The sequence below is a fragment of the Pseudomonas sp. NFIX10 genome (assembly GCF_900111955.1).
Taxonomy (GTDB): Bacteria; Pseudomonadota; Gammaproteobacteria; order Pseudomonadales; family Pseudomonadaceae; genus Aquipseudomonas; species Aquipseudomonas fluorescens_AA.
In genome coordinates, this window is sequence record NZ_FOKH01000020.1 from 98,439 (window position 1) to 121,329 (window position 22,891).

The window sequence follows — 22,891 nt, forward strand, 5'->3', positions numbered from 1 at the left end:
ACGCCTCGGCGGCACACGGGTTAGGCTCGAGTTTTCCATCGTCAAGGATGACCCGATATGCCAGGCTTCACCCCCCGTCTCGCCACTCCCCAAGGCGAGCATTTCGACCTGCTCAAAGCCCGCATTCCCGGCTGGTACAGCGGGGCCATCGTGCAACGCCAGCAGGAACTGAGCGACCATGAACTGACGCTTCCGGACTGGTACGCGAAAGCCTCCCCCGACCTCTGGAACAGCCTCAAGGACAGTCATTCCCGCTACCGCGAACGCCTGAACCAGGTCGACAACCGGCTGGGCAATATCCAGGACATCCGCGCCTTTGCCGAACCCTTGCTCGAGCAGGCGCTCCTGGAAGAGTTCAATCTCACGCTGAACGTCAACGAGGTGTATTTCGTCCGCAAGTACGGGCGCAAGACCCGCGACGATTTTTTTGGAGCGCTGGTCCTGGACAGCGAGGGCGGCCACTTCGATCGCTACGAATACCGTGGCACTTCATTGCTGGAGGCGGCGCTGGCCAATTTCGCGCCAGAGGAAGCGCGCAAGCCCGCCTGCGCCGATTGCAGCCTCATTACCACGGTGCGTCCGTCCGAGGGGGGCGCAGTGGTGCCTTCCATCGACGCCGTTCGCGCAGGGGCATTGCCGATTGCCCCGCAAGCCTTCGCCACGTTGTGCCGTACCCTGGACCTGGGGCGCCAGTATCAGGCGCACATCAACGCTGTCCTGCGGCCCGACGACAGCAAGACGTACAACCCGCTGGATCATTCACTGGAGGAGCATCACAGGCAGGGCCTGGCGCTGAACATCGAGATCGCCCGGGCCAAGGCCGATATCATCCCGGCGGTCTACTCGATGTTGCAGCGGGTGATCGACGGGGCCAGAGACGTCACCCTCGATGGCCAGGCCGTAACTTTCACCTCCCTGAAAGTATTCGACATCGACCTGGTCGGCCCGTTGTTGATCGGCCCCGACCTTGAAAACAGCCGCCGGGTGGTGCCGGTCGTGGCCTACCTTCCGGGCGACCCCGAGCATCCCCTGAAAGGCTATGCCTCCAGCGCCGACTTCATGGTCGAACTGCGGCGACGCCTGCACGGTAGCGCCTACCGCCGCTTCTTCAGCCGTTTCGTGCCGCTGCGTCAGCAAGGGGTGTTTTTCCGGCAGTTCAAGCACTTCTACCAAATCTCCCCGGCGGCCGATGACCAGGCCGATTACCCACTCAGATCGTCGTTGCGCAACCTGCCCATGACCACGGCGCCGATTCCCGGCGACTTGTGGGGCTCGCTACGCCTGCGGCAGATCGAGAAGATCCAGGCTGACGCCCGCGCGGTGGCGGTGCCTACCGGTGATGAAGACAGGAAAGCCCGGCTGGCGCGCCTGGACAGTTACCTGGACGCGGTGGTCGACGTGTTCAACCTGGCGGCGTTCGTCGTGCCAGGATTGGGGCCGCTGATGTTGACGGTCGGGGCGGTGCAGATGTTCAACGAGGCCTTCGAAGGCATCGAGGCGTTCGAACGTGGCGAGACCCGGGAAATGTGGGCGCATTTTTCCAGCGTGGCCCTCAACACGGCCTTCGTCGCCACCGGTGCGGCGGTGCTGCCGCACATTCGATGGTCGGGCGCGGTGGATCAGTTGGAGCCGGTGCAATTGGCCAACGGCGAATCGCGCCTGTGGCGTCCCGACCTGAGCGTTTATCAAAGTGAACTGGCGCCTCCCGCGACGTCGAGTCCGGATACCCAGGGCCTGTATCGGGTCGGCGACCGGCAGGTTCTGCCGCTGGGTGAGCAACATTATGAAGTGCGACAGGACCCGCAGACCCTTCGCTATCGCATTCGTCATCCTTCCCGTCCGCAGGCCTACCAGCCCGAGCTGACGGGCAACGGCAACGGTGCCTGGCACCACGAACTGGAGCAACCGCGCAGCTGGGAAGGCCCGACACTGATGAGGCGCCTGGGCCACGGCGTCAAGAACTTTAGCGATGCCGAACTGGAGCAGATCCGCCTCGCCAGCGCGACCCCGCAGGACGTGCTGCGACGGATGCATGTCGAGGGCGAGCCGGTGCCGGCGTTGCTGGCCGACACTTTGGACCGTTTCGACCTCTGCCGACAAATCGACACGTTCATCGGGCAACTGCAAAGCGAGGAGCCGCTGGACCATGACTTGGCCGAGCCGATGTTGCACCTGCTGAGCCAATACGGCCCGTGGCCAAGAGGGCTGAAGCTGAAGGTTGTCGACGGCGCCGGGCGGACGCGCTGGGAATACATCCGGCCCTCGGAAGGCGAGACCTCGTTTCGTGAAGCCAGCCTTACCGAGGCCAAGGTCCGCACACCTTCGCTGTTGAAGAACCTGATCGAAGCGGTGGATGCCGCAGGCGCCGACCTGTTGGCCACGGCGAGCCCGCCGATTGCGAAAACCCACATGGATGCTCGCGTCCGGCACCTGCGCCAGGCACTCGCCGAAGCGGCCGTAAATGAAAAGGTGCAGTTGCTCAACGATTACTACGCCATGGACGAGACGAGAGGTGACCCCCGTGTCACGCTGATCAAGTCCCGCTTTCCCTCGGTTCCGGCAAAAGCGATCGAGCAGATCATCACCCTGGCCGGTACCGAAGAGTTGCAGCAAATGGCCGCCTGGGATTTCGACGAGGCCAGCCAGACCAAGCCCATCCCGCTGCGCATCGCCGAAGAGCTGCGTCATTATCAGCGCAGGGTGCGTTTGAACCGAGCCTACGAAGGCCTGTATCAGGACGCCTTGGCCACGGCGGACACGCCTCGATTGGTGTTGGCGACCCTGGAAACCTTGCCTGGCTGGAGCGACACGGTGCGCATCGAATTGCGCGAGGCCGATGTGTCTGGCGCCTTGATCGACAGCATCGGGCCGCAAAATGCGACGCAGACCAAGGTCGTGGTCAAGGACGATGATGTCTACCAGGCCTTTGACGACAGCGGCAATGAGTTGAGCCATTGGGGCAGTGTCTTCGATGCCTTGCAGCATGCTCTGCCGGATGCCGAACGCCGGGCCATGGCTCGACCCTCGATCCATCACGGCGACCGGTTGAGAGAGGCCATCGGCGCTTCGCCCGTGGACCGGGATACGCTGGCGAGCCGCTTGAAGATGCCCGCGCTCAAGCCCGCCTTCCAATCGCCGATGCGCCTGGCTTCGGGCCAAGTCGGTTACCCCCTGGGTGGATTGCGGGATTGGTTGCGCCTGGGCCGCTCGCCGGAGAGTCGGGTGCAGGAGCTGTACCCGAGCTACACGGCGGAGCAGACCGAGGCGCTGTTGCGATCGCTGGGCAATGGCGCGGTGAGGGAGCTCAAACGACGTAAAGTCGAGTTGAAAATGCTGCGTCGGGATCTGGACCTTTGGGTCGCTACCCTGGGGTGGCGTTACGTGGGCGATAGCTATCTGCAAGTACCGGAAGGGCTCAGACAGGCGGTCGTCGAACAAATCGAGCGATGCTGGAGGCGCCAGACCCGGGTCGTGATGGGAGCGGATGGTCGCAGGCTCGGGCATGAACTTGATCTGAGCGGATTGAACGTCGGGCCATTGCCGCGGCTTACAGCCGACTTCAGCCATGTGGGCGTACTCATGTTGTCTGACATGGGCTTGACGCTGCATCACTGCGACGGCTTCCTCAGCGGGTTCTCCTCCCTCAAGCGCTTGGAGATGTCCAGGAACAGGCTGATGGATATTCCCGGAACCCTGGAGGGGATGCGAAATCTGGAGACGCTTCGGCTGGCGAATAACCAGATCGGCCTGACACGTCGTAGCGTTGAAATCCTGCAAAGTCTTGGCCGGCTGAAAAACCTCGACCTGGATCACAACCTGCTGATGCGCCTGCCGGACTTCAGCAGGCTACCTGACCTGGAACGATTGCACCTGAAGAACACCGGGATCACTGCCTGGCCCTCCGGTCTGCGCGACCAGCCGCTGGAGCTGATCGACTTGCGCGACAACGGCTTGACCCAGGTCCCGGATCACCTGCTCGACCCGCCCGTCGAGCGTGCCCATGCCACGGCACGTCTGAATCGCGTGACGTTGCTGCAGGGCAACCCGTTGAGCGAGGGGGTCCAACAGCGCATGCGTGATTATTGGGCGACGGTCTTGCAGACGCGTCCTGAATGGGCCGTCCTGCGTTTGCCCGAGGCGTTCGGGTTTTCGGCGCCGGTCGGGCCACCGAATATGCAGCAATGGCTGCGCGACCTGCCTGCGGGCCAACTGGCGGAAAAAAGAGTCTTGTGGCAAAGCCTGGCGGATGAGCAGCACTCGGGAGAGTTTTTTGAGTTGTTGCATCGGTTGGCTAACTCTTATCAGGGGCTGGAGGATTATCCGAACCTCCAGGCCCGCGTCTGGCAGATGCTCGAGGCGATGGGCAACGCCACCGACTTGCGTCATGAACTGTTCGACCTGGCCGGCCAACCGGCCTGTGAAGATCGCGCAGCCTTGTCCTTCAGCTATCTGGAAATCCGCTTGATGATCCACAACGCGAGGGCCTTGGCGGTTGGAAAGGATGAGGCGGCAGCACTGGTCCGGCTGGCCAAGGGGCTGTTTCGCCTCGATGAGGTAGAGCGTATTGCCCTGCAGGATATCCAGTGGCGCCGTGATGCGATCAATGCCCGCACCGACCTGACCAACGATGAAAAGCGCGAAAACCTGGCGCTGATAGAAGAAGTCGAGGTCCGCCTGGCTTACCGTGTGGGGCTCAAGGATCGACTGGGGCTACCGGGGCAACCCGCAGGCGGGGCTTTTCTCACGCTGGGAGATGTCACCCCTGAACAGCTCGATGCCGCTGCCAAAGAGGTGCTGGGGCTGGACGATTCCCCCCAGCAGTTTCAGTCGCTGGTGGGCCGGGATTTCTGGATCGATTATTTGAAGCAGGCCCATGGGGCCTCCTTCCAGGCGCTGAATGACACCCTTATCGCCAACCAGATCGAGCTGGATGAAGCGAAGGCCTCCGGGACCCTGGAGGAAGCCGACTACATCAGCCAGTCCGAGGCGTTGGGCCTGCAACACAAAATCAAGGAAGCGGAACTGGTCCAGTCGTTGACGCGAACCGAGCTGGAGCAGTTGCCGGGAAGTACCGACCTGTAGGCTGATCCTTTCAGGCAATGAAAACCGTGGCGAGGGAGCTTGCTCCCTCGCCACAGGAACTGCACCGGTTCAAAACAGGAAATAACGCTGCGCCATCGGCAGCACGTCGGCCGGTTCGCACCACAGCAACACGCCGTCGGCCTTGACCTGGTAAGTCTGCGGATCGACGTCGATGCTCGGCAGGTAGTCGTTGTGGATCAGGTCGGTCTTCTGCACGTCGCGGCAGCCTTTGACCACGGCGATTCTTTTCTTCAGCCCCAGTTGTTCCGGCAACCCGGCCTCGGCGGCGGCCTGGCTGATGAAGGTCAGGCTGGTGGCATGCCGTGAGCCGCCGTAACTGGCGAACATCGGTCGGTAGTGCACCGGTTGTGGCGTCGGGATCGAGGCGTTGGCGTCGCCCATCAGGCTGGCGGCAATTGCCCCACCCTTGAGGATCAGCGTCGGCTTGACGCCGAAGAACGCTGGGCGCCACAGCACCAGGTCGGCCCACTTGCCCACTTCGATGGAACCCACTTCATGGCTGATGCCGTGGGTGATCGCCGGGTTGATGGTGTACTTGGCGATGTAGCGCTTGATGCGGAAATTGTCGTTGCCTTCGCCGTCGCCGGGCAGGGCGCCGCGTTGCTTTTTCATCTTGTCGGCGGTCTGCCAGGTGCGCGTGATGACTTCGCCGACGCGGCCCATGGCCTGGCTGTCGGAGCTGATCATCGAGAAGGCGCCGAGGTCGTGGAGAATGTCTTCGGCGGCGATGGTCTCGCGGCGGATGCGGCTTTCGGCGAAGGCCACGTCTTCGGCAATGCTCGGGTCCAGGTGATGGCAGACCATCAACATGTCCAGGTGCTCGTCGATGGTGTTGCGGGTGAACGGCCGGGTCGGGTTGGTGGAACTGGGCAGCACGTTGGGAAAACCGCAGGCCTTGATGATGTCCGGTGCATGCCCGCCACCGGCACCTTCGGTGTGGTAGGTGTGGATGGTGCGGCCCTTGAACGCGGCGAGGGTGGTTTCCACGAAGCCCGACTCGTTGAGGGTGTCGGTGTGGATCGCCACCTGCACATCGTACTGGTCGGCCACGCTCAGGCAGTTGTCGATGGCCGCAGGCGTGGTGCCCCAGTCTTCGTGCAGCTTCAGGCCGATGGCCCCGGCCTTGACCTGCTCGATCAACGGTTCCGGCAGGCTGGCGTTGCCCTTGCCGGTGAAGCCGATGTTCATCGGGAAGGCATCGGCGGCCTGGAGCATGCGCGCCAGGTGCCACGGCCCGGAGGTGCAAGTGGTGGCGTTGGTCCCGGTGGCCGGGCCCGTGCCGCCGCCGATCATGGTGGTGACGCCGCTCATCAGCGCTTCTTCGATCTGCTGGGGGCAAATGAAGTGGATGTGGGTGTCGATACCGCCGGCGGTGAGGATCATGCCTTCGCCGGCAATCACTTCGGTGCTGGCGCCGATGGCGATGGTCACATCGGGCTGGATGTCCGGGTTGCCGGCCTTGCCGATGGCGGCGATACGCCCGTCCTTGAGGCCGACGTCGGCCTTGACGATGCCCCAGTGGTCGATGATCAGCGCGTTGGTGATCAAGGTGTCGACGACCTCGGCGGCCAACAGTTGGCTCTGGCCCATGCCGTCGCGAATCACCTTGCCGCCGCCGAATTTCACTTCTTCGCCGTAGGTGGTGAAGTCTTTTTCCACTTCGATCCACAACTCGGTGTCGGCCAGGCGGACCTTGTCGCCGACGGTGGGGCCGAACATGTCGGCGTAGGCTTGTCTCGAAATCTTCATGTGCTTGCCTTGGAATTCAATTGAATGTTGAAACCGTTCGCTGCGCTCACTCATCGCGAGCAAGCTCGCTCCCACATTTGATCGCGTTTCCCTGTGGGAGCGAGCTTGCTCGCGATGAGGCCAGTGCAGGCACCCTATGACTTACAGGTCGCCCATGACCCGCCCGGCAAACCCGAACACCCGGCGATGCCCGGCCAGGTCCACCAGCTCCACCTCGCGGCTCTGGCCCGGTTCGAAACGCACCGCGGTGCCGGCCGGGATGTTCAGGCGCATGCCACGGCTGGCGGCGCGGTCGAAGGTCAAGGCGTCGTTGGTCTCGAAAAAGTGATAGTGCGAGCCGACCTGGATCGGTCGGTCACCGCTGTTGGCGACGTTCAGCGTGAGCGTGCGGCGACCGACGTTGAGTTCGATGTCGCCGGGCTGGACCTGGTATTGCCCTGGAATCATTGCGGTTGCCCCAAAATCTTGTAGTAAATGGCGGTCGGGGTGTAGGTCCCGTCCGGGCTCTGGCAGTAGTCGGGCAGTTCACCGACGCGGGTGTAGCCCATGGCGCGGTAGAAGGCCTCGGCCTCGGAACCGGCCTCGGTGTCGAGGTACAACAGGCCACGCTTGTGCTGGCGGGCGCCAAGTTCCAGGGCGCTCATCAATTGCTGGCCCAGCCCGCGGCGGCGAGCCTCTCCGCGGACCAGCAGCTTCTGCACTTCGGCGCGGTTGAGGCCGTTGGGCTTCTGGCACAGGGCAAGCTGGACGCTGGCCTGTACCTGTTCATCCTTGACCACCACCCACAGCAGCAGGTGGCCCTGGTTGAGGCTGGCCTGGACCTCGTCGAAATAGGCGCGGGCCTGGACGGCATCGAGATCGGCCATGAACCCCACGCTGGCCCCGTAGCCGACGGCGTCGAGCAACAGATCGATCAGGCCCTGGCGATAATGCGCAAAGCTCTCGGCGTGGACCCGACGCAACTGGGCGGCGTTCATTGGCTTTTCACTCCTTGTTGATGGCAGGCGGTAGCGCCCCGGGGTTGAGGTTCAACTGCATGAAGGTCAGGTCCAGCCAGCGGCCGAACTTGGTCCCCACCTCGGGCATCTGCCCGGTGATCACGAACCCGGCCCGCTCGTGCAGGCGAATCGAGGCCGCGTTGCCGCTTTCGATGGCCGCGACCATGACGTGTTTATCGCAGGCCCTGGCACGTTCGATCAGCGCGGCCATCAGCAGCGGGCCAAGGCCATTGCCACGTTGATCGCTGCGCACGTACACCGAATGCTCCACGGTGTGGCGAAAGCCGTCGAACGGCCGCCAGTCGCCGAACGAAGCGTAGCCCAGCACGTTGTCTTCGGCGTTGACGGCCACCAGTACCGGGTAGCCCTGGGTCTGCCGGGCGCTGAACCAGGCCTGGCGATTGCCCAGGTCCACGGCTTGTTCGTTCCAGATCGCCGTGGTGTTGAGGACGGCGTCGTTGTAGATCTCGCGGATCGCCGGCAGGTCTGCGGCATGGGCGTCACGAACATGGGCAGTCATGGCGTGGCCTCAGGCGATGGGTTGGTGGACGGTGACCAATTTGGTGCCGTCGGGAAACGTCGCTTCGACCTGGATCTCCGGGATCATTTCCGGGATGCCTTCCATCACCTGCTCGCGGCTCAACAGCGTGGTGCCGTAGTGCATCAGCTCGGCGACGGTCTGGCCGTCACGGGCGCCTTCCAGCAGCGCAGCGGAAATGTAGGCCATGGCCTCCGGGTAGTTGAGCTTCAGGCCCCGGGCCAACCGTCGTTCGGCGACGAGGCCGGCGGTGAAGATCAGCAGCTTGTCTTTTTCGCGTGGGGTCAGGTCCATGTGCAGTCCATAAAGGCAGATAAATAAATTCGCTGTAAACCCATTCCACTGTGGGAGCGAGCTTGCTCGCGATAGCTATCGAACATTCAACATAACCGTTGGCTGGTACACCGCTATCGCGAGCAAGCTCGCTCCCACAGGAAAGCCAATTCAGGTGCTCCAGATTCTCGGGGGCATGGCCTCCCGACCGAGCAGCGCCGGGCGCAGAAGCCGCCACAATTCAATCAACCACCCCCGCGCCAGCAACGCCTCGCTCGCCAGGCACCGCGCCACGACCAGGCCGGGCAATTGGGTCAGGTCGCCGCGCACGGCGTGGCCCAGGGATCGACAGTGTTCCAGCAACTCGCTGTCGATCTCGCCGGTCACCAGCAACGTGGCAAACACCGGATCGCCGCCCAGCCCGATGGGCGAGTCCAGCAGCCCATCACCGCCCACAATGCGCTGACGCTCATGCCACAGCAACTGGCCGTCGCGGCGAATGTCCAGTCGCGATTGAAAGTGCCCCAGGTCGAACCGCTCGCCGCTGGCCGGTCGGCCGAGGGCGACCATGTCCCAGTAGAACAGGCGTGCGTCGCCCTGCAGGTCGATATTCGTGCCGAGTTCGGCCTGGGCCGCGCTGAAGACGATGGTTTCCTGGGGCAGCCATTCCAAGGTCGCGCCGGGGGCCACGCTCAGTGTCAATTGTTGGTACGCCGGGCCGGCAGCGCGGTACCACTTGGCCGCGCCGGGGCTGGTCAGTTGCGCCCAGGCGCCAGGGCCGACATGGGCCGAGATGTCCAGCCGGTCACCGCCGGCAATCCCACCGGGCGGGTGGACGATGATGTGCTGGCACACCTCGGGACCTTCGGCGTACAAGTGCTTCTGCACCCGCAGCGGACCTTTGTGGCGGCGCTGTACCGGGCGTGTGCACTCGCCGAAGCGGGCATAGCCCAATTCCAGCTCGGCGTGCCAGCTGGGGGTGAACAGGGCCGAAGGCGCCAATGAACAGACAGGTAGATTCATGATTTCTGATTATCGTCAGGACGCTACAGACTAGATCGTAACCAGTCCGCGCACACCCTCGGCTTCCATATTTTCTCCGCGCCCCTGCTGCACGATCTCGCCCCGGGACATCACCAGGTACTGATCGGCCAACTCGGCGGCGAAGTCGTAGAACTGCTCCACCAGCAAAATCGCCATGTCGCCCCGGGCCGCCAGCTTCTTGATCACCATGCCGATCTCCTTGATCACCGAGGGCTGGATGCCTTCGGTGGGCTCGTCGAGAATCAGCAGGCGCGGGCGACTGGCCAGGGCCCGGCCAATGGCGAGCTGCTGTTGCTGGCCGCCGGACAGGTCACCGCCACGGCGTTGCTTCATCTGCAGCAGCACCGGGAACAATTCGTAGATGAATGCCGGCACTTCCTTGGCTTCGGCGCCGGGAAAGCGCGACAGGCCCATCAGCAGGTTTTCTTCCACCGTCAGTCGTCCGAAAATTTCCCGGCCCTGGGGCACGTAGGCAATGCCGGCATGCACCCGTTGGTGCGGCTTGAACGTGGTGATGGCCTTGCCTTCCCAACTCACCGCGCCTTCCTTGGCCGGCAACAGGCCCATCAGGCATTTGAGCAGGGTGGTCTTGCCCACGCCGTTGCGCCCCAGCAGGCACGTCACCTCGCCGATCTTGGCGTCGAACGACAGGCCGCGCAGGATGTGGCTACCGCCGTAGTACTGGTGTAGCTTGTCGACCTGCAGCATGTTCCAGATTCTCCTCAAGTTCCCTGTGGGAGCGAGCTTGCTCGCGATAGCGGTGGGTCAGCTTGCTTAGGTGCTGAATGTGTCGCTGCCATCGCGAGCAAGCTCGCTCCCACAGGGAGTAGCATTTGCCGCTCTAGCGACCGAGATACACCTCGATCACCCGCTCATTGTCCTGCACCTGTTCCAGCGACCCTTCGGCCAGCACACTGCCCTGGTGCAGCACGGTGACGTGGTCGGCGATCGCGCCGACGAAGCCCATGTCATGTTCCACCACCATCAGCGAATGCTTGCCCGCCAGGGACTTGAACAGTTCGGCGGTGAACTCGGTCTCGGCGTCGGTCATGCCCGCCACCGGTTCGTCGAGCAACAGTAATTGCGGGTCTTGCACCAGCAGCATGCCGATCTCCAGGAACTGCTTCTGCCCGTGGGACAGCAACCCGGCGGCGCGGTCGACCGACGTGGCAAGGCGGATGGTCTCGAGCACTTCGTCGATACGGTCGTGCTGCTCGCCGGTGAGCCTTGCCCGCAGGCTGGCCCACACCGATTTGTCGGTCTTGAGCGCCAGCTCCAGGTTCTCGAACACGCTCAGGGCTTCGAACACCGTGGGCTTCTGGAACTTGCGCCCGATGCCGGCCTGGGCGATCTGCACCTCGCTCATGCTCGTCAGGTCCAGGGTCTCGCCGAACCAGGCCTTGCCGTGGCTGGGGCGGGTCTTGCCGGTGATCACGTCCATCAGGGTGGTCTTGCCGGCGCCGTTGGGGCCGATGATGCAGCGCAATTCGCCGACGCCGATGTACAGGTTCAAATCGTTCAAGGCCTTGAAGCCATCGAAACTGACGCTGATGTCTTCCAGGGTCAGGATGGTGCCGTGGCGGGTGTTCAGGCCCACGCCGGCTGCCTGGCCGAGGCCGATGGCGTCGCGGCTGCTGCCTTGGTCCTTGTTGGGCTCCAGGATGGGTTCGAGCATGAAATCCGCCGTAGGTGTGATTCGCATCATTCGCTCCTTTTCTTCAGCAACCCGATCACACCCTTGGGCAGATACAGGGTCACGACGATGAACAGGGCGCCGAGGAAGAACAGCCAGTATTCAGGAAACGCCACGGTGAACCAGCTCTTCATGCCATTCACGACCCCGGCGCCCAGCAACGGCCCGATCAACGTGCCGCGCCCGCCAAGGGCGACCCACACGGCGGCCTCGATGGAGTTGGTCGGCGACATTTCGCTGGGGTTGATGATGCCCACCTGCGGCACGTACAACGCCCCGGCCAGGCCGCACAACACCGCGCTCAACACCCAGACGAACAGCTTGAAACCACGGGGATCGTAGCCGCAGAACATCAGGCGGTTTTCCGCGTCCCGCAGGGCGGTCAGTACCCGGCCGAACTTGCTGCGGGCCAGGCGCCAGCCGATGAACAGGCTCGCCACCAGCAGCAACACCGTGGCGAAAAACAGCACCGCCCGGGTGCCGGGCTCGGTGATGCCGAAGCCCAGGATCGAGCGGAAATTGGTGAAGCCGTTGTTGCCGCCAAACCCGGTTTCGTTGCGGAAAAACAGGAGCATCCCGGCGAAGGTCAGGGCCTGGGTCATGATCGAGAAATACACGCCCTTGATCCGCGAGCGGAAGGCGAAGAAGCCGAACACCAGGGCCAGCAACCCCGGCGCCAGCACCACCAGGCACATCGCCCAGAGGAAACTGTCGGTGCCGGCCCAGTACCAAGGCAACTCGGTCCACGACAAGAAGGTCATGAACGCCGGCAAGCCATCCCCGGCGGCCTGGCGCATCAAGTACATGCCCATGGCGTAGCCGCCCAGGGCGAAGAACAGGCCGTGGCCCAGGGAGAGCAGGCCGGCGTAGCCCCAGACCAGGTCCAGTGCCAGGGCGACGATGGCGTAGCAGAGAATCTTGCCCACCAGGGTCAGGGTGTAGGCCGAGACGTGTAGCGGATTGTCCGCCGCCAGCAGCGACAGCAAGGGCAGGCTCAGCAGCACGGCCAGGATCAGCGCGCCGACGGCGAGGGTGATTTTGGGACCGGCCTTTTGCGTGGCCGTGAGCATCAGGGGCTGGTTCATCAGTCGATTACCCGTCCTTTGAGCGCGAAGAGGCCTTGCGGACGCTTCTGGATGAACAGAATGATCAGCGCGAGGATCAGGATCTTGCCGAGCACGGCGCCGATCTGCGGTTCGAGGATCTTGTTGGCGATGCCCAGGCCGAACGCGGCGAACACACTGCCGGCCAACTGACCGACACCCCCGAGCACCACCACCAGGAACGAGTCGATGATGTAGCTCTGGCCCAGGTCCGGGCCGACGTTGCCGATCTGGCTCAGGGCCACGCCACCGAGCCCGGCGATGCCCGAGCCGAGGCCGAAGGCGAGCATGTCGACCCGGCCGGTGGGCACGCCGCAGCAGGCGGCCATGTTGCGGTTCTGCGTTACGGCGCGCACGTTCAGGCCCAGGCGCGTCTTGTTCAGCAGCAGCCAGGTCAGCACCACCACGAACAGGGCAAAGGCGATGATCACGATGCGGTTGTACGGCAGCACCAGGTTCGGCAACACCTGGATCCCGCCCGAGAGCCAGGCCGGGTTGGCGACTTCGACGTTCTGCGCACCGAACACCAGGCGCACCAGTTGGATCAGCATCAGGCTGATGCCCCAGGTGGCGAGCAGGGTTTCCAGCGGCCGCCCGTAGAGGTGGCGAATCACCGTACGCTCCAGGGCCATGCCGATGGCCGCGGTGATGAAAAATGCCACCGGCAAGGCGATCAGCGGATAGAACTCGATGGCGTTCGGGGCGAAGCGCTGGAACAGCAGTTGCACCACATAAGTGGAATAGGCCCCCAGCATGAGCATCTCGCCGTGGGCCATGTTGATCACCCCCAGCAGGCCGAAGGTAATCGCCAGGCCGAGGGCGGCGAGCAGCAGGATCGAGCCCAGGGACATGCCGCTGAAGGCTTGGCCGAGCAACTCGCCCACCAGGAGCTTGCGCTTGACCTGGCCCAGGCTGGTTTCAGCGGCGGTGCGCACGGCGGCATCGGTTTCGACGCCGGGTTCGAGCAGGCCTTCCAGGCGGGTGCGGGCCAGTGGATCGCCGGTTTCCCCCAACAGGCGGACGGCGGCCAGGCGCACGTTCGGGTTGGTGTCCACCAGTTGCAGGTTCGCCAGGGCCAGGCTCAGGGCGGCGTGTACGGTTTCGTCCTGCTCACCGGCCAGTTGCCGGTCGAGAAACGCCAGTTGCGCCGGGCGGGCACTTTTTTGCAGTTGCTGCGCGGCGGCCAGGCGTACGCGGGCATCGACGGCGAGCAGTTGATGGCTGGCCAGGGCGGTTTCGATCAGTCCCCGCAAGCGGTTGTTCAGGCGCAGGGTTTTTGGCTGGCCGTCGACGATCAACTGGCCTTGTTGCAGGGCGTTGATCAGTTCGACACGTTCAGGCTCCGGCTGCGCGGCCCAGGTTTCCAGGAGTTTGGCCTGCTGGGTCGGGTTGGCGGCGACGAAGTCTTCGGCGTCGCCGGCGTGGGCCTCCAGTGGCAACAGCAGCACCAGGGCGAGAATGAGGCGGTAGAGGGCGGTGGGCATATGCTAGGCCTTGCGCAGTGCTTTTTGTGGGAGCGAGCTTGCTCGCGATAGCGGTGTGTCAGTCACTGTTCTTCTGGCTGATCCATCGCTATCGCGAGCAAGCCCGCTCCCACAGGGGTTGTGTGTCGGCCCGGGATTGAGGCCGACACCCATGGGCTCAGTTGCTCTTCACCGCATAGTCAGGCTTCTTGTCGTTGCCGGCGATGAACGGGCTCCACGGTTGCGCGCGGATCGGGCCTTCGGTCTGCCAGACCACGTTGAACTGACCGTCGGCCTGGATCTCGCCGATCATCACCGGCTTGTGCAGGTGGTGGTTGGTCTTGTCCATGGTCAGGGTGTAGCCCGACGGTGCGGCGAAGGTCTGGCCGGCCAGGGCTTCGCGGACTTTGTCGACGTCGGTGGACTTGGCTTTCTCCACCGCTTGCGCCCACATGTGGATGCCGACGTAGGTGGCTTCCATCGGGTCGTTGGTTACCGCTTTGTCGGCACCTGGCAGGTTCTTGGCCTTGGCGTAGGCTTTCCAGGAATCGACGAATTTCTTGTTCGCCGGGTTATCCACGGATTCGAAGTAGTTCCACGCCGCCAGGTTGCCCACCAGCGGCTTGGTGTCGATGCCGCGCAGTTCCTCTTCGCCCACCGAGAACGCCACGACCGGTACGTCGGTGGCCTTCAGGCCCTGGTTGGCCAGTTCTTTATAGAACGGCACGTTGGAGTCGCCATTGACCGTGGAGATGACCGCGGTCTTGCCACCGGCCGAGAACTTCTTGATGTTGGCCACGATGGTCTGGTAATCGCTGTGGCCGAACGGGGTGTAGACCTCTTCGATGTCCTTGTCCGCCACCCCTTTGGAGTGCAGGAACGAGCGCAGGATCTTGTTGGTGGTGCGCGGGTAGACGTAGTCGGTGCCCAGCAGGAAGTAGCGCTTGGCACTGCCGCCTTCTTCGCTCATCAGGTATTCCACCGCCGGAATCGCCTGCTGGTTCGGCGCGGCGCCGGTGTAGAACACGTTCGGCGACATCTCTTCGCCTTCGTATTGCACCGGGTAGAACAGCAGGCCGTTGAGTTCTTCGAACACCGGCAATACCGATTTACGCGACACCGATGTCCAGCAGCCGAACACCACGGCGACCTTGTCCTGGGTCAGCAACTGCCGGCCCTTTTCGGCGAACAGCGGCCAGTTCGACGCCGGGTCCACGACCACCGCTTCAAGCTTCTTGCCGTTCACACCACCCTTGGCATTGATCTCGTCAATGGTCATCAGCGCCATGTCCTTGAGGGACGTCTCGGAGATCGCCATGGTGCCGGACAACGAATGCAAGATGCCGACCTTGATGGTTTCGGCGGCCTGGACGGTCCAGGCCATGCCCATCGCGGCAATGCTTGCCGAGAGTGTAAAAGCCTTGATCAAGCTACGACGCTTCATTGTGCGATCTCCGTGGACTTATGAGTTTTTTTTCGAAGGCAGATGCAGACGCTGAAGGCGCTTTTGCAAGGGGTGTGCCCGGTCGGAAAAAAGCCCGGAAACAGGGAAGTGGCGAGGAGGGGAGGAAGGGCGGTGCACCATGAGTGATCGCGATTCGGCGCTGGTGCGATGGAGTGCGCCGCATTGGGGCGCCGATGTCACGGTCGTCAACGATCAACTGTGGGAGCGAGCTTGCTCGCGATAGCTGTTTGTCTGCCACATCAATGCTGGATGGGTTGACGCCATCGCGAGCAAGCTCGCTCCCATAGGGGGCTGGGGTCTGCGTTTAGATGGCGGGCGCGATAGTAGAGCGTTCGCGCCGCCTTCCGTTAGTGCACTGTCTCAGCTTGAAGATGAAGCCACTTCAGGCCCGCGATTGAAGCGGATCAGCAGCCGGTCCAACAGCCACACCACCACCAGCGAAGCCCCCACCAACGGGAACACCAGCGCCAGGGCCAGCATGATGAAGACCCCGGTCTTCCACGTCGGCAAGTCGTGACGCAGCGGCGGCACGCCGAACTTGCCCTGGGGCCGGCGCTTCCACCAGATCACCAGGCCACTCACGGCGCTGAGCAGGATCATCAGGCAAACCAGCAGCACGAGGATCTGGTTCACCGGGCCGAACATCTTGCCTTCGTGCAGCATCACCCCGGTTTCGGTGGCGCGGGCCACGATGCTGTAGTGCTCCCAGCGCACGTCGGCCAGGACCTTGCCGGTGTACTGGTCCACGTGCAGGGTGGCGTCGTGGCGTGGGTCATCGGCGAACACGGCGACGGTGAACACGCCGCTGGCCGTGGTGGGCAACGTGATGCTGAAGCCGGGCGTGACCTGGCGTTCGGTGGCGATATCCTGCACCGCTTGCAGGCTGACGGTCGGGGCGGCGGGGCCTTCGTGCATGCCACCGTGGCCCATGTGCTCGGCATGGTCGCCGGACATCGGCATCGGCGTATTTTCCATGGCCCAGGGCACGGTCTGGCGGTGGGCGTTGTTGAGGCTGCCGGCCTCGACGTCGGACTTGGGCACGTCATTCCACATCGCCGCCGGGAAGCGGTTCCAGAGGTTGGCGTATTGCTTGCCCCAGAAGCCGGTCCAGGTCATGCCACTGAGCAGCATCACCAGCAGGAATGCCGCGCCCCAGAAACCGACGACGACATGCAGGTCACGCCAGAACAATCGCCCGCGGGCGCTCCAGCGCGGCCACAGCACGCCGGCCGTTGATTGCCCGCGTGGCCACCACAGGTACAGCCCGGAGACCACCAGCACCACGCCCCAGCCGGCGGCCATTTCCACCAATCGGTCACCGACCGTACCGATCAGCAACTCGCCGTGGATCGCCCGGGCCATGGCTTGCAAATTGTTCTTCGCATCCTGTTCGCCGAGAACGTCGCCGTGGTACGGGTCGATGAACACATTCAGTTCCCGGCCCTGGTCGATCACCACGAACTGCGCGCTACGCTCGGCATTGATCGGTGGCAGGTACTGTTTGACCTGGCCTTCGGGGTAGGCCTGGCGGACCTTATTGAGCAAGTCGTCCGCCGCCAGGGTGTGATGCCCGGCCGGCACGTTCAACAGGCTGCCGTACATCAGTGGATCGAGTTGCGGCTTGAACAGATAGATGATGCCGGTCAGGGCCAGCATCACCATGAACGGCGCCACGAACAGCCCGGCATAAAAATGCCAGCGCCAGGCCAGGTTGTAGAAATTCGGTTTCGGTTGGCTCATTGCAAAGCGCTCCGCAGGGCAAATTGGGTTGTTATGGTGTGCCGTCAGTCAAGGTGGAAACGAACCCTGTGGGAGCGAGCTTGCTCGCGATAGCAATGGTTCAGCTTGCATCGATGTTGAATGGGCCTTCGCCATCGCGAGCAAGCTCGCTCCCACAGTTTGTATCCTGGCTGACAGATCTCCGGTGTCGGTTAGAAACGCATGTCCACCTTGGTCCAGAGCGTGCGCGCCGGTTCGTTGATGGCCTGCGGGTCGCTCGCCGGGTAGCCGAACCCGGCGTTGCCGGCCAGGTTCAAGTGTTCGGCGTAGGCTTTGCCGAACAGGTTGTCGACACCGCTGCTGACCTTCCAGTGTTGATTGATGCGATAGGCACCGTTGAGCGAGAACACGCCGAAGCCCGAGCTTTTGCCGTAGTCCTTGCCCACCACGTTGCCCTTGTTTTCATCGACACGGTGTTGCGCCGCCACCACCCGCCACAGGGCGCCGGCACTCCAGCGGTCTTCGCTGTAGGTCAGGCCCAGTCGTGCGTCCAGCGGCGGCATTTGCGCCAGGGCGCTGCCGTCGCTGCTGTTCTTGCCCCAGGCGTAGGCCAGGGTGGCGTCGGCTTTCCAGCGCTCGCTCAGCTTGTAGGCCGCACCCAATTCACCGCCCATGATCCGCGCATCGATGTTCTCGGCCCGGGAGGTGCTGCCCATCATGCCGGGGGTGTAGTCGAAGAGGATGTAGTCGCGGACCTGGCCGACATAACCCGACGCCCAGGCTTCGAGGGTTTCGGTCTTGTACTGCAGGCCGAAGTCGAGCTGGGTGGTTTTCTCCGGCTTGATCGAATCGAAGGCATTCAGCGACCCGCTGGGACCGGCGTCCGGCGAGAACAGCTCCCAGTAATCGGGGAAGCGTTGCGCGTGACCGACGCCTGCGTAGAGGGTGGCGGGGTTGTCGTCCAGGTCGTGCTCATAGCGAACGAAACCGCTGGGCAGCGTGTCGGCGCGAGTGTCGTCGGCGGTGGGATTGGGGCGGGCCGACATGCCGGAACCGATGCTCTGGCGGTAATCCTTGGCCGAGGCGCGGTCGAGCCGGGCACCGGTGATCACCCGGTCGCGGTCGGCGGCATACCAGGTCAATTCGCTGAAGACGCCGTAATTGTGGAAGTCGGCGTCCTTGGTGTACGGCAGGTCCTTGTAGGTGTCCACGCCCATGCTGCTGCGTTGACGATGCTCGTTGGTCTGGGCGTCCAGGCCGCCGATCAATTGCACATCGGCCCAGCGCCAGGTGGCCTTGATGCGCGCGCCCAGGGTGCGGCGATCAACGTTGGAAGCCATGGGGCCGGCCATCATCCCGGTGCCGGACGGCGTGCGCAGGGTGTAGTTGTCCATCACGTGGTCGGCATAGTTGTAGTAGACCTGGGCCTCGACCTTGTCCAGCACCTCGCCGATGTTCGAGCGCTCGAAACGCAGCCCGAGGCTTTCGCGCTTGAACTGTGAGCCGTCCATGCCGCGTCCGGCGTAGCGCGCTTCACCGTCGCCCTTGCCGGCCGTCAACTCCAGCAAAGTATCGGCGTCCGGCGTCCAGCCAAGGGTGACGTCGCCATTCCACTTGTCATAGCGCGACGGCACGGTGTCGTTGTTGCCGTCGCGGTAGTCGTCCGAATGGGCGGTGTTGCCGATCACCCGTACATAGCCCAGCGGGCCACCGGCGGCGGCATCCACCACTTTGTCGAAACGGCCGTTGGAGCCGGCCAGCACACTGGCGTTGATCCGGGTGCCCAGCTCGCCGAACTGTTCCGGCTCGCGCTCGAACAGCACGGTCCCAGCCGAGGCGCCGGGGCCCCAGAGCACGGTTTGCGGACCTTTGATGACGGTGAGCTTGTCGTAGGTTTCCGGCGAGATATAGGAGGTCGGCGCGTCCATCCGGCCTGGGCAAGCACCCAACAACATGCTGCCGTTGGTGAGGATGTTCAGCCGTGAGCCGAACATGCCACGCAGCACCGGGTCGCTATTGGTGCCGCCGTTGCGCACCAGGGCAAAGCCCGGAATGGTCTTGAGGTAGTCGCCGCCATCACTGGCCGGCACCGGTTGGCGCGGGTCCTTGGGGTTGGTGACGACGGTCAGCGGCGAGCTGGGGGCGATGGCGGTAATGACCGTCGGGCTCAGTTCGTCGACCTGATGGTCGTGATGCTCGTGCTCGTCGGCCAGCGCGAGAGGCGTGAGCAGCAGGCCGCACAGCGCGGCGATGGTTTGGCGTAAACGAACCGGTGGCTCGTTCAGGGGGCAGCGAACCTGGGCAGAGCCCAACGCGATGCCAGCAGAAAACCTGGACATGATGATTCCATCGAACAAACGTAGACGACACGGTCGGGCAGTCTGGGACTGTCTTGTACGACCGGGTGAGTGAAGTGTCGGCTTACGCGTCGAGGGGCGGTGCGCGGGTGCGGGCACCCGGGAAGAACGCGGGTCGGGCGTGGCCCAGGCGTGGGGACGGGCTGGTGTAGGTGTTGGTGTGGGGGGTGTTGAAGACGGCGAAGGTGTGGCCGCCAGGCAGCGCGGGGCAATTGAACAGCAGGCTGCAATAACCGCACTTTTCCCACAACGCATGGTGCTCGCTCTGGGGCGGGCAATGTTCGGCTGCCGGCGCTTCGTGCGCCGTCATGTCCATGCCCATCTCCATGTTCATGCTCATGGACACAGGCATGGACGAAGACATGCGCGGATCCATCGGCATCGACTGGGAAATCAGCGGACCGATAAAGATCATCAGCATGGCGAACAGGCTGATCCAACTGCCGCGTGTCAGGCTCATGGGCTGACGGCGGGGCATGGATGGCCTGGCGCGAAGGGCGTGCACGGGCGGCTACGTCTACTGGGCGTGCATGTGTGTCTTGGTGCCGTCGGGCGCTTTTTTCTGCACCGCAACGTCGACCGTGACATCCCCGGCTTTTTCAAAATGCAGGGTCATGGGGAAGCGCTTGCCGTCGCTGAGCAGGCTGCGGTCCTTCAGCTCCAGCAGCATCACGTGATAGGCCATTGGCGCGAAAGTGACAGTCGCACCCGGGGCGATATCGACATCGGATACCAGTTGCATTTTCATCAGGTCACTTTGCATCACATGCTCATGGAGCTCGGCCTTGCCGGCGATGGGCGAGTCGACGCTGAGCAGTTTGTCGGCGCTGGTGCCGCCGTTGTGGATGACGAAATACGCGGCCACGGTCGGCGCGTTGGGCGGCAACTCTTGAGACCACGGGTGGGCGATTTCAAGATCGCCCGCCTTGTACTGGTGAGCTTGGGCAAAGCCGACGGGAAGCAGCAGGGCAGCCAGCAGGATAAGTCTGTTCAACATGGCGATTCTCCGGAACGATTCAGGGCGCAGGTGTGTGCGGAAAGAATCAGACCAGGGGCGAGGCGCGGGGATTGAGGCTTGGCCATTGCTGGCGGGGCGTGGGGTTATCGAGTTTCGATTGGGCGATGCCGCGATGATCGAGCCGGGCATCCAGGTACAGTTGCGGGGCATGGCCGGTGAGTGCCACCAGCGACGCGGTGCCGGCGCAGCACCAGCAATGCTGCATCGTCGAGTGATTGTCTTTCTGTGGCGTGCCCTGTTCGAGCGTGCCCAGGGAAATCGCGACCATTTTCGTGCCGCTGGACGAGCAGAAACTGCCCCATAGCAGTTGCTCGGCTGGCGAACTGGCAGTCGCGCCACCGCTGTTGGAAAGCGGCATGGCAAGCATGTTGAACAGCACTGCGAAGCAGGCGATCCAGGCAAATGCAAGCCGTTGTCGGGACATGGGGCAATCCGCTCGGTTGGGCGATCAGGTGGCGGTATTTAGCCTGATCGGGGTTGAGAAGTAAAAAAGCCACGTGCGGTGTAGGGTCGCAGGGCTTGGGTTAACAGTAGCAATAGATTGTCGGGCGCGTACTGGTGCGGCGCGCAAGCTTACTCCTGCTATGGCGTGAAGAGGCCTTGGAACCTGATACAGCGTTTTGCGAACGGCACATGAAACCTCCGTGGCGAGGGAGCTTGCTCCCGCTGGGGCGCGAAGCGGCCCCAAAAACTGCAACTGTGGTGTGTCAGCAATAGGGTACTCATCCTCTTGGGACTGCTACGCAGTCCAGCGGGAGCAAGCTCCCTCGCCACAGGGATTCTCGATCAGTCGATATTCGGTTGTTCGAGATTGGAATCGTAGACCATTCGTGTCATGCGTTCCGCCCGGGCGATGTCGTTAAGGGCCGCTCGAATCAACACACCGTCGCCGTTGTCCTCTTCGAAGCAAACGTCCAGATATGCCTTCATTTCCTCCGGCGTTTTGAGATAAGTGGCTGCATCGAAGCGTGAGAATTTTTTGATCATGCTTGACTCTCGTTGCGGACTTTATCCGCCATCTGCCTGGCACCTGAAACCCTGTGGCGAGGGATTGAAGAGAAAGCGAAGGATCATCCTCGCCATCTCCTGCTCCCCGTTCAAAAACAGGGCTACGGCTTCATCCATCAGAATCTGCGCGAACTCAGGATCATGCCCGGCGCGTTCGGCAATCGTATGTTTGTAGCTTCGTGTGAGGGCCACGCGTTACCTTTTAATAAATGACCGAACCACAAAGGGGCCGGGCTTGATCAGTCGATGCTGATCAAGCCCGGTGTTTTTTATCGTTTTTCCACGACATCCAACGCCCGATTCGCCAACAATTGACCCAGCTCGATCATCTGCTGGACTGCCAGCGCAATATGGCGTCGGGAGCCATTCAGGTCGAACAGCAGATCACTGACTATTGCATTGGCCGAAGCCAGGGTTTCACTGAGGTTGGCGAGCAGACATTCCGCATCGATGTTAGGTGCGATGATGAAAAGGGTATCGAGTGTGTCAGATGTTTCTTTGTCGGCGGATGGCTTGAGGTAATAATCCAGAGCGCGGGTGGCCGCGTCGTCGAGTTTTTTGGCGTTGGCTGACTGGCTGCGGGATACGTGATCGTCTGGGGTAGGGGGATTCGGCGTGTTCTTGAACATTGCTGGAAACTCCATGTTATGGAGCCGCAACGGCTTCGCGACTAAACGAAGGGCGGCGGCTGTACGCAGGTTAGTCGACCGGGGAGTCCAGCAATACCGGCGCGCCCTAGGGCGCCCTGCGCACAACCACCATCGAGTGCAGGAATGACTACCTGACTGGACGGAGCTTATGAACCAGCTGAAGACCACGGGCGACTAAACCCGATCACTGATGGGCAGTGACGGGGACCAAGTTACCGAGGGATCCCAAAGCGCACAAGCCAGCGGATTCTGGCGTAGTTGTAGGGAGCGGCGCAAGACAATGTAGCCAGGTGCCGAAGTTCTGACGGACGAAATTGTAGGGCTGTTCGGAGTTTCTAAACATCGCGACAAAAACGGCCTTAGATGGGAGTGTCAGAAATTTTGTGTTCGGGCATAACATGAGTAAGAGGTGCATGTATGCCAACCAAAAAGAAACCCCTGCGTGACCTGCCCAAAATCCCCAAAGAGCTGCTTGAGCAGTTTGGTGAGGGGCTGATGACAGCGGAAGCCATCGAGGACGCCTCGGCAGCGTTCAAGAAGGCCCTGATTGAACGAGCCTTGACCGCTGAACTCGGCCACCACTTGGGCTATCCCCCGGGCGCGCAGCGCCCGGAGGATGAAACTAATCAGCGCAATGGCAAGAGTGGAAAAACCGTTTTGACCGGAGATGGTCCGCTGCGGCTGGATATCCCACGCGACCGGGATGGCAG

At 62.8% G+C, this 22,891-nt stretch carries 19 protein-coding genes and 2 pseudogenes; 2 read left to right on the forward strand and 19 right to left on the reverse strand.

Annotation, left to right across the window (positions count from 1 at the left end):
- Positions 1 to 57 precede the first annotated feature (57 nt).
- Complete coding sequence (locus BM321_RS18785) at positions 58 to 5,082, forward strand: NEL-type E3 ubiquitin ligase domain-containing protein (RefSeq protein ID WP_092443935.1); 5,025 nt, start codon at positions 58 to 60, stop codon at positions 5,080 to 5,082.
- Positions 5,083 to 5,151: 69 nt separating this feature from the next.
- On the opposite strand, the gene ureC is transcribed toward BM321_RS18785, so the two are convergent.
- The 19 genes and pseudogenes from ureC to BM321_RS18880 form a co-directional block, all read right to left on the reverse strand.
- Positions 5,152 to 6,852 (reverse strand): urease subunit alpha, encoded by a 1,701-nt coding sequence (gene ureC, locus BM321_RS18790; RefSeq protein ID WP_092443963.1) that lies wholly within the window; start codon positions 6,850 to 6,852, stop codon positions 5,152 to 5,154.
- Positions 6,853 to 6,993: 141 nt separating this feature from the next.
- Positions 6,994 to 7,299, reverse strand: a complete 306-nt coding sequence (locus BM321_RS18795; protein ID WP_014336352.1) for an urease subunit beta — start codon at positions 7,297 to 7,299, stop codon at positions 6,994 to 6,996.
- Positions 7,296 to 7,829: a GNAT family N-acetyltransferase gene (locus BM321_RS18800; RefSeq protein ID WP_060739380.1), complete on the reverse strand. Its 534-nt coding sequence runs from the start codon at positions 7,827 to 7,829 to the stop codon at positions 7,296 to 7,298. Before BM321_RS18800 ends, BM321_RS18795 begins: the two co-directional genes overlap by 4 nt.
- A gap of 7 nt (positions 7,830 to 7,836) precedes the next feature.
- Positions 7,837 to 8,370 carry a GNAT family N-acetyltransferase gene (locus BM321_RS18805; RefSeq protein ID WP_092443937.1) on the reverse strand — a complete coding sequence of 178 codons (534 nt, stop codon included), beginning with the start codon at positions 8,368 to 8,370 and terminating at the stop codon, positions 7,837 to 7,839.
- A 9-nt stretch (positions 8,371 to 8,379) separates the two neighbouring features.
- Positions 8,380 to 8,682, reverse strand: coding sequence for an urease subunit gamma (gene ureA / locus BM321_RS18810; protein ID WP_003197350.1), 303 nt, complete (start codon positions 8,680 to 8,682; stop codon positions 8,380 to 8,382).
- 150 nt (positions 8,683 to 8,832) lie between these two features.
- Entirely contained in the window at positions 8,833 to 9,684 is an 852-nt protein-coding gene (locus tag BM321_RS18815) for an urease accessory protein UreD (RefSeq protein ID WP_092443939.1), read from the reverse strand.
- A gap of 30 nt (positions 9,685 to 9,714) precedes the next feature.
- Positions 9,715 to 10,413 (reverse strand): urea ABC transporter ATP-binding subunit UrtE, encoded by a 699-nt coding sequence (gene urtE / locus BM321_RS18820; RefSeq protein ID WP_092443941.1) that lies wholly within the window; start codon positions 10,411 to 10,413, stop codon positions 9,715 to 9,717.
- Between the two features lie 133 nt (positions 10,414 to 10,546).
- The gene (urtD, locus tag BM321_RS18825; RefSeq protein ID WP_092443943.1) at positions 10,547 to 11,407 is read right to left on the reverse strand and encodes an urea ABC transporter ATP-binding protein UrtD; all 861 of its coding nucleotides are present in this window, start codon (positions 11,405 to 11,407) and stop codon (positions 10,547 to 10,549) included.
- A complete protein-coding gene (urtC, locus tag BM321_RS18830) occupies positions 11,407 to 12,483 on the reverse strand; it encodes an urea ABC transporter permease subunit UrtC (protein WP_092443945.1) in 1,077 nt (358 codons plus the stop codon). Before urtC ends, urtD begins: the two co-directional genes overlap by 1 nt.
- Complete coding sequence (gene urtB / locus BM321_RS18835; protein ID WP_092443947.1) at positions 12,483 to 13,985, reverse strand: urea ABC transporter permease subunit UrtB; 1,503 nt, start codon at positions 13,983 to 13,985, stop codon at positions 12,483 to 12,485. The genes urtC and urtB overlap by 1 nt, the downstream gene beginning before the upstream one ends.
- 157 nt (positions 13,986 to 14,142) lie before the next feature.
- Positions 14,143 to 15,408, reverse strand: coding sequence for an urea ABC transporter substrate-binding protein (gene urtA / locus BM321_RS18840; RefSeq protein WP_025211599.1), 1,266 nt, complete (start codon positions 15,406 to 15,408; stop codon positions 14,143 to 14,145).
- A 381-nt stretch (positions 15,409 to 15,789) separates the two neighbouring features.
- The gene (locus BM321_RS18845) at positions 15,790 to 17,169 is read right to left on the reverse strand and encodes a PepSY-associated TM helix domain-containing protein (RefSeq protein WP_092443949.1); all 1,380 of its coding nucleotides are present in this window, start codon (positions 17,167 to 17,169) and stop codon (positions 15,790 to 15,792) included.
- 191 nt (positions 17,170 to 17,360) lie between these two features.
- Complete coding sequence (locus tag BM321_RS18850) at positions 17,361 to 19,487, reverse strand: TonB-dependent copper receptor (protein WP_092443951.1); 2,127 nt, start codon at positions 19,485 to 19,487, stop codon at positions 17,361 to 17,363.
- Between the two features lie 82 nt (positions 19,488 to 19,569).
- On the reverse strand, positions 19,570 to 19,965 hold the full coding sequence (locus tag BM321_RS18855; RefSeq protein ID WP_092331031.1) for a DUF2946 domain-containing protein: 396 nt from the start codon (positions 19,963 to 19,965) through the stop codon (positions 19,570 to 19,572).
- A 57-nt stretch (positions 19,966 to 20,022) separates the two neighbouring features.
- Positions 20,023 to 20,502 (reverse strand): copper chaperone PCu(A)C, encoded by a 480-nt coding sequence (locus BM321_RS18860; protein WP_092443953.1) that lies wholly within the window; start codon positions 20,500 to 20,502, stop codon positions 20,023 to 20,025.
- A 46-nt stretch (positions 20,503 to 20,548) separates the two neighbouring features.
- Positions 20,549 to 20,947 carry a DUF2946 domain-containing protein gene (locus BM321_RS18865; RefSeq protein WP_092443955.1) on the reverse strand — a complete coding sequence of 133 codons (399 nt, stop codon included), beginning with the start codon at positions 20,945 to 20,947 and terminating at the stop codon, positions 20,549 to 20,551.
- A gap of 368 nt (positions 20,948 to 21,315) precedes the next feature.
- Positions 21,316 to 21,510 (reverse strand): annotated as a pseudogene (locus BM321_RS18870) (DNA-binding protein); the annotation flags it as partial.
- A 63-nt stretch (positions 21,511 to 21,573) separates the two neighbouring features.
- Positions 21,574 to 21,723, reverse strand: a pseudogene (locus tag BM321_RS31020) (transcriptional regulator); the annotation flags it as partial.
- Between the two features lie 77 nt (positions 21,724 to 21,800).
- Complete coding sequence (locus BM321_RS18880; protein WP_092443959.1) at positions 21,801 to 22,160, reverse strand: DUF6124 family protein; 360 nt, start codon at positions 22,158 to 22,160, stop codon at positions 21,801 to 21,803.
- Between the two features lie 438 nt (positions 22,161 to 22,598).
- Between BM321_RS18880 and BM321_RS18885 the strand changes: the two genes are divergently transcribed.
- Positions 22,599 to 22,891: transposase (locus tag BM321_RS18885; RefSeq protein WP_139230479.1), on the forward strand; the 293-nt coding region annotated here is incomplete at its 3' end.

What these genes read in the sequence shown, in the direction of transcription:
- BM321_RS18785 (WP_092443935.1), top strand. Translation starts at nt 58, where the DNA reads ATGCCAGGCTTCACCCCCCGTCTCGCCACTCCCCAAGGCGAGCATTTC.
- ureC (WP_092443963.1), bottom strand. Translation starts at nt 6,852, where the DNA reads ATGAAGATTTCGAGACAAGCCTACGCCGACATGTTCGGCCCCACCGTC.
- BM321_RS18795 (WP_014336352.1), bottom strand. Translation starts at nt 7,299, where the DNA reads ATGATTCCAGGGCAATACCAGGTCCAGCCCGGCGACATCGAACTCAAC.
- BM321_RS18800 (WP_060739380.1), bottom strand. Translation starts at nt 7,829, where the DNA reads ATGAACGCCGCCCAGTTGCGTCGGGTCCACGCCGAGAGCTTTGCGCAT.
- BM321_RS18805 (WP_092443937.1), bottom strand. Translation starts at nt 8,370, where the DNA reads ATGACTGCCCATGTTCGTGACGCCCATGCCGCAGACCTGCCGGCGATC.
- ureA (WP_003197350.1), bottom strand. Translation starts at nt 8,682, where the DNA reads ATGGACCTGACCCCACGCGAAAAAGACAAGCTGCTGATCTTCACCGCC.
- BM321_RS18815 (WP_092443939.1), bottom strand. Translation starts at nt 9,684, where the DNA reads ATGAATCTACCTGTCTGTTCATTGGCGCCTTCGGCCCTGTTCACCCCC.
- urtE (WP_092443941.1), bottom strand. Translation starts at nt 10,413, where the DNA reads ATGCTGCAGGTCGACAAGCTACACCAGTACTACGGCGGTAGCCACATC.
- urtD (WP_092443943.1), bottom strand. Translation starts at nt 11,407, where the DNA reads ATGCGAATCACACCTACGGCGGATTTCATGCTCGAACCCATCCTGGAG.
- urtC (WP_092443945.1), bottom strand. Translation starts at nt 12,483, where the DNA reads ATGAACCAGCCCCTGATGCTCACGGCCACGCAAAAGGCCGGTCCCAAA.
- urtB (WP_092443947.1), bottom strand. Translation starts at nt 13,985, where the DNA reads ATGCCCACCGCCCTCTACCGCCTCATTCTCGCCCTGGTGCTGCTGTTG.
- urtA (WP_025211599.1), bottom strand. Translation starts at nt 15,408, where the DNA reads ATGAAGCGTCGTAGCTTGATCAAGGCTTTTACACTCTCGGCAAGCATT.
- BM321_RS18845 (WP_092443949.1), bottom strand. Translation starts at nt 17,169, where the DNA reads ATGAGCCAACCGAAACCGAATTTCTACAACCTGGCCTGGCGCTGGCAT.
- BM321_RS18850 (WP_092443951.1), bottom strand. Translation starts at nt 19,487, where the DNA reads ATGTCCAGGTTTTCTGCTGGCATCGCGTTGGGCTCTGCCCAGGTTCGC.
- BM321_RS18855 (WP_092331031.1), bottom strand. Translation starts at nt 19,965, where the DNA reads ATGAGCCTGACACGCGGCAGTTGGATCAGCCTGTTCGCCATGCTGATG.
- BM321_RS18860 (WP_092443953.1), bottom strand. Translation starts at nt 20,502, where the DNA reads ATGTTGAACAGACTTATCCTGCTGGCTGCCCTGCTGCTTCCCGTCGGC.
- BM321_RS18865 (WP_092443955.1), bottom strand. Translation starts at nt 20,947, where the DNA reads ATGTCCCGACAACGGCTTGCATTTGCCTGGATCGCCTGCTTCGCAGTG.
- BM321_RS18880 (WP_092443959.1), bottom strand. Translation starts at nt 22,160, where the DNA reads ATGTTCAAGAACACGCCGAATCCCCCTACCCCAGACGATCACGTATCC.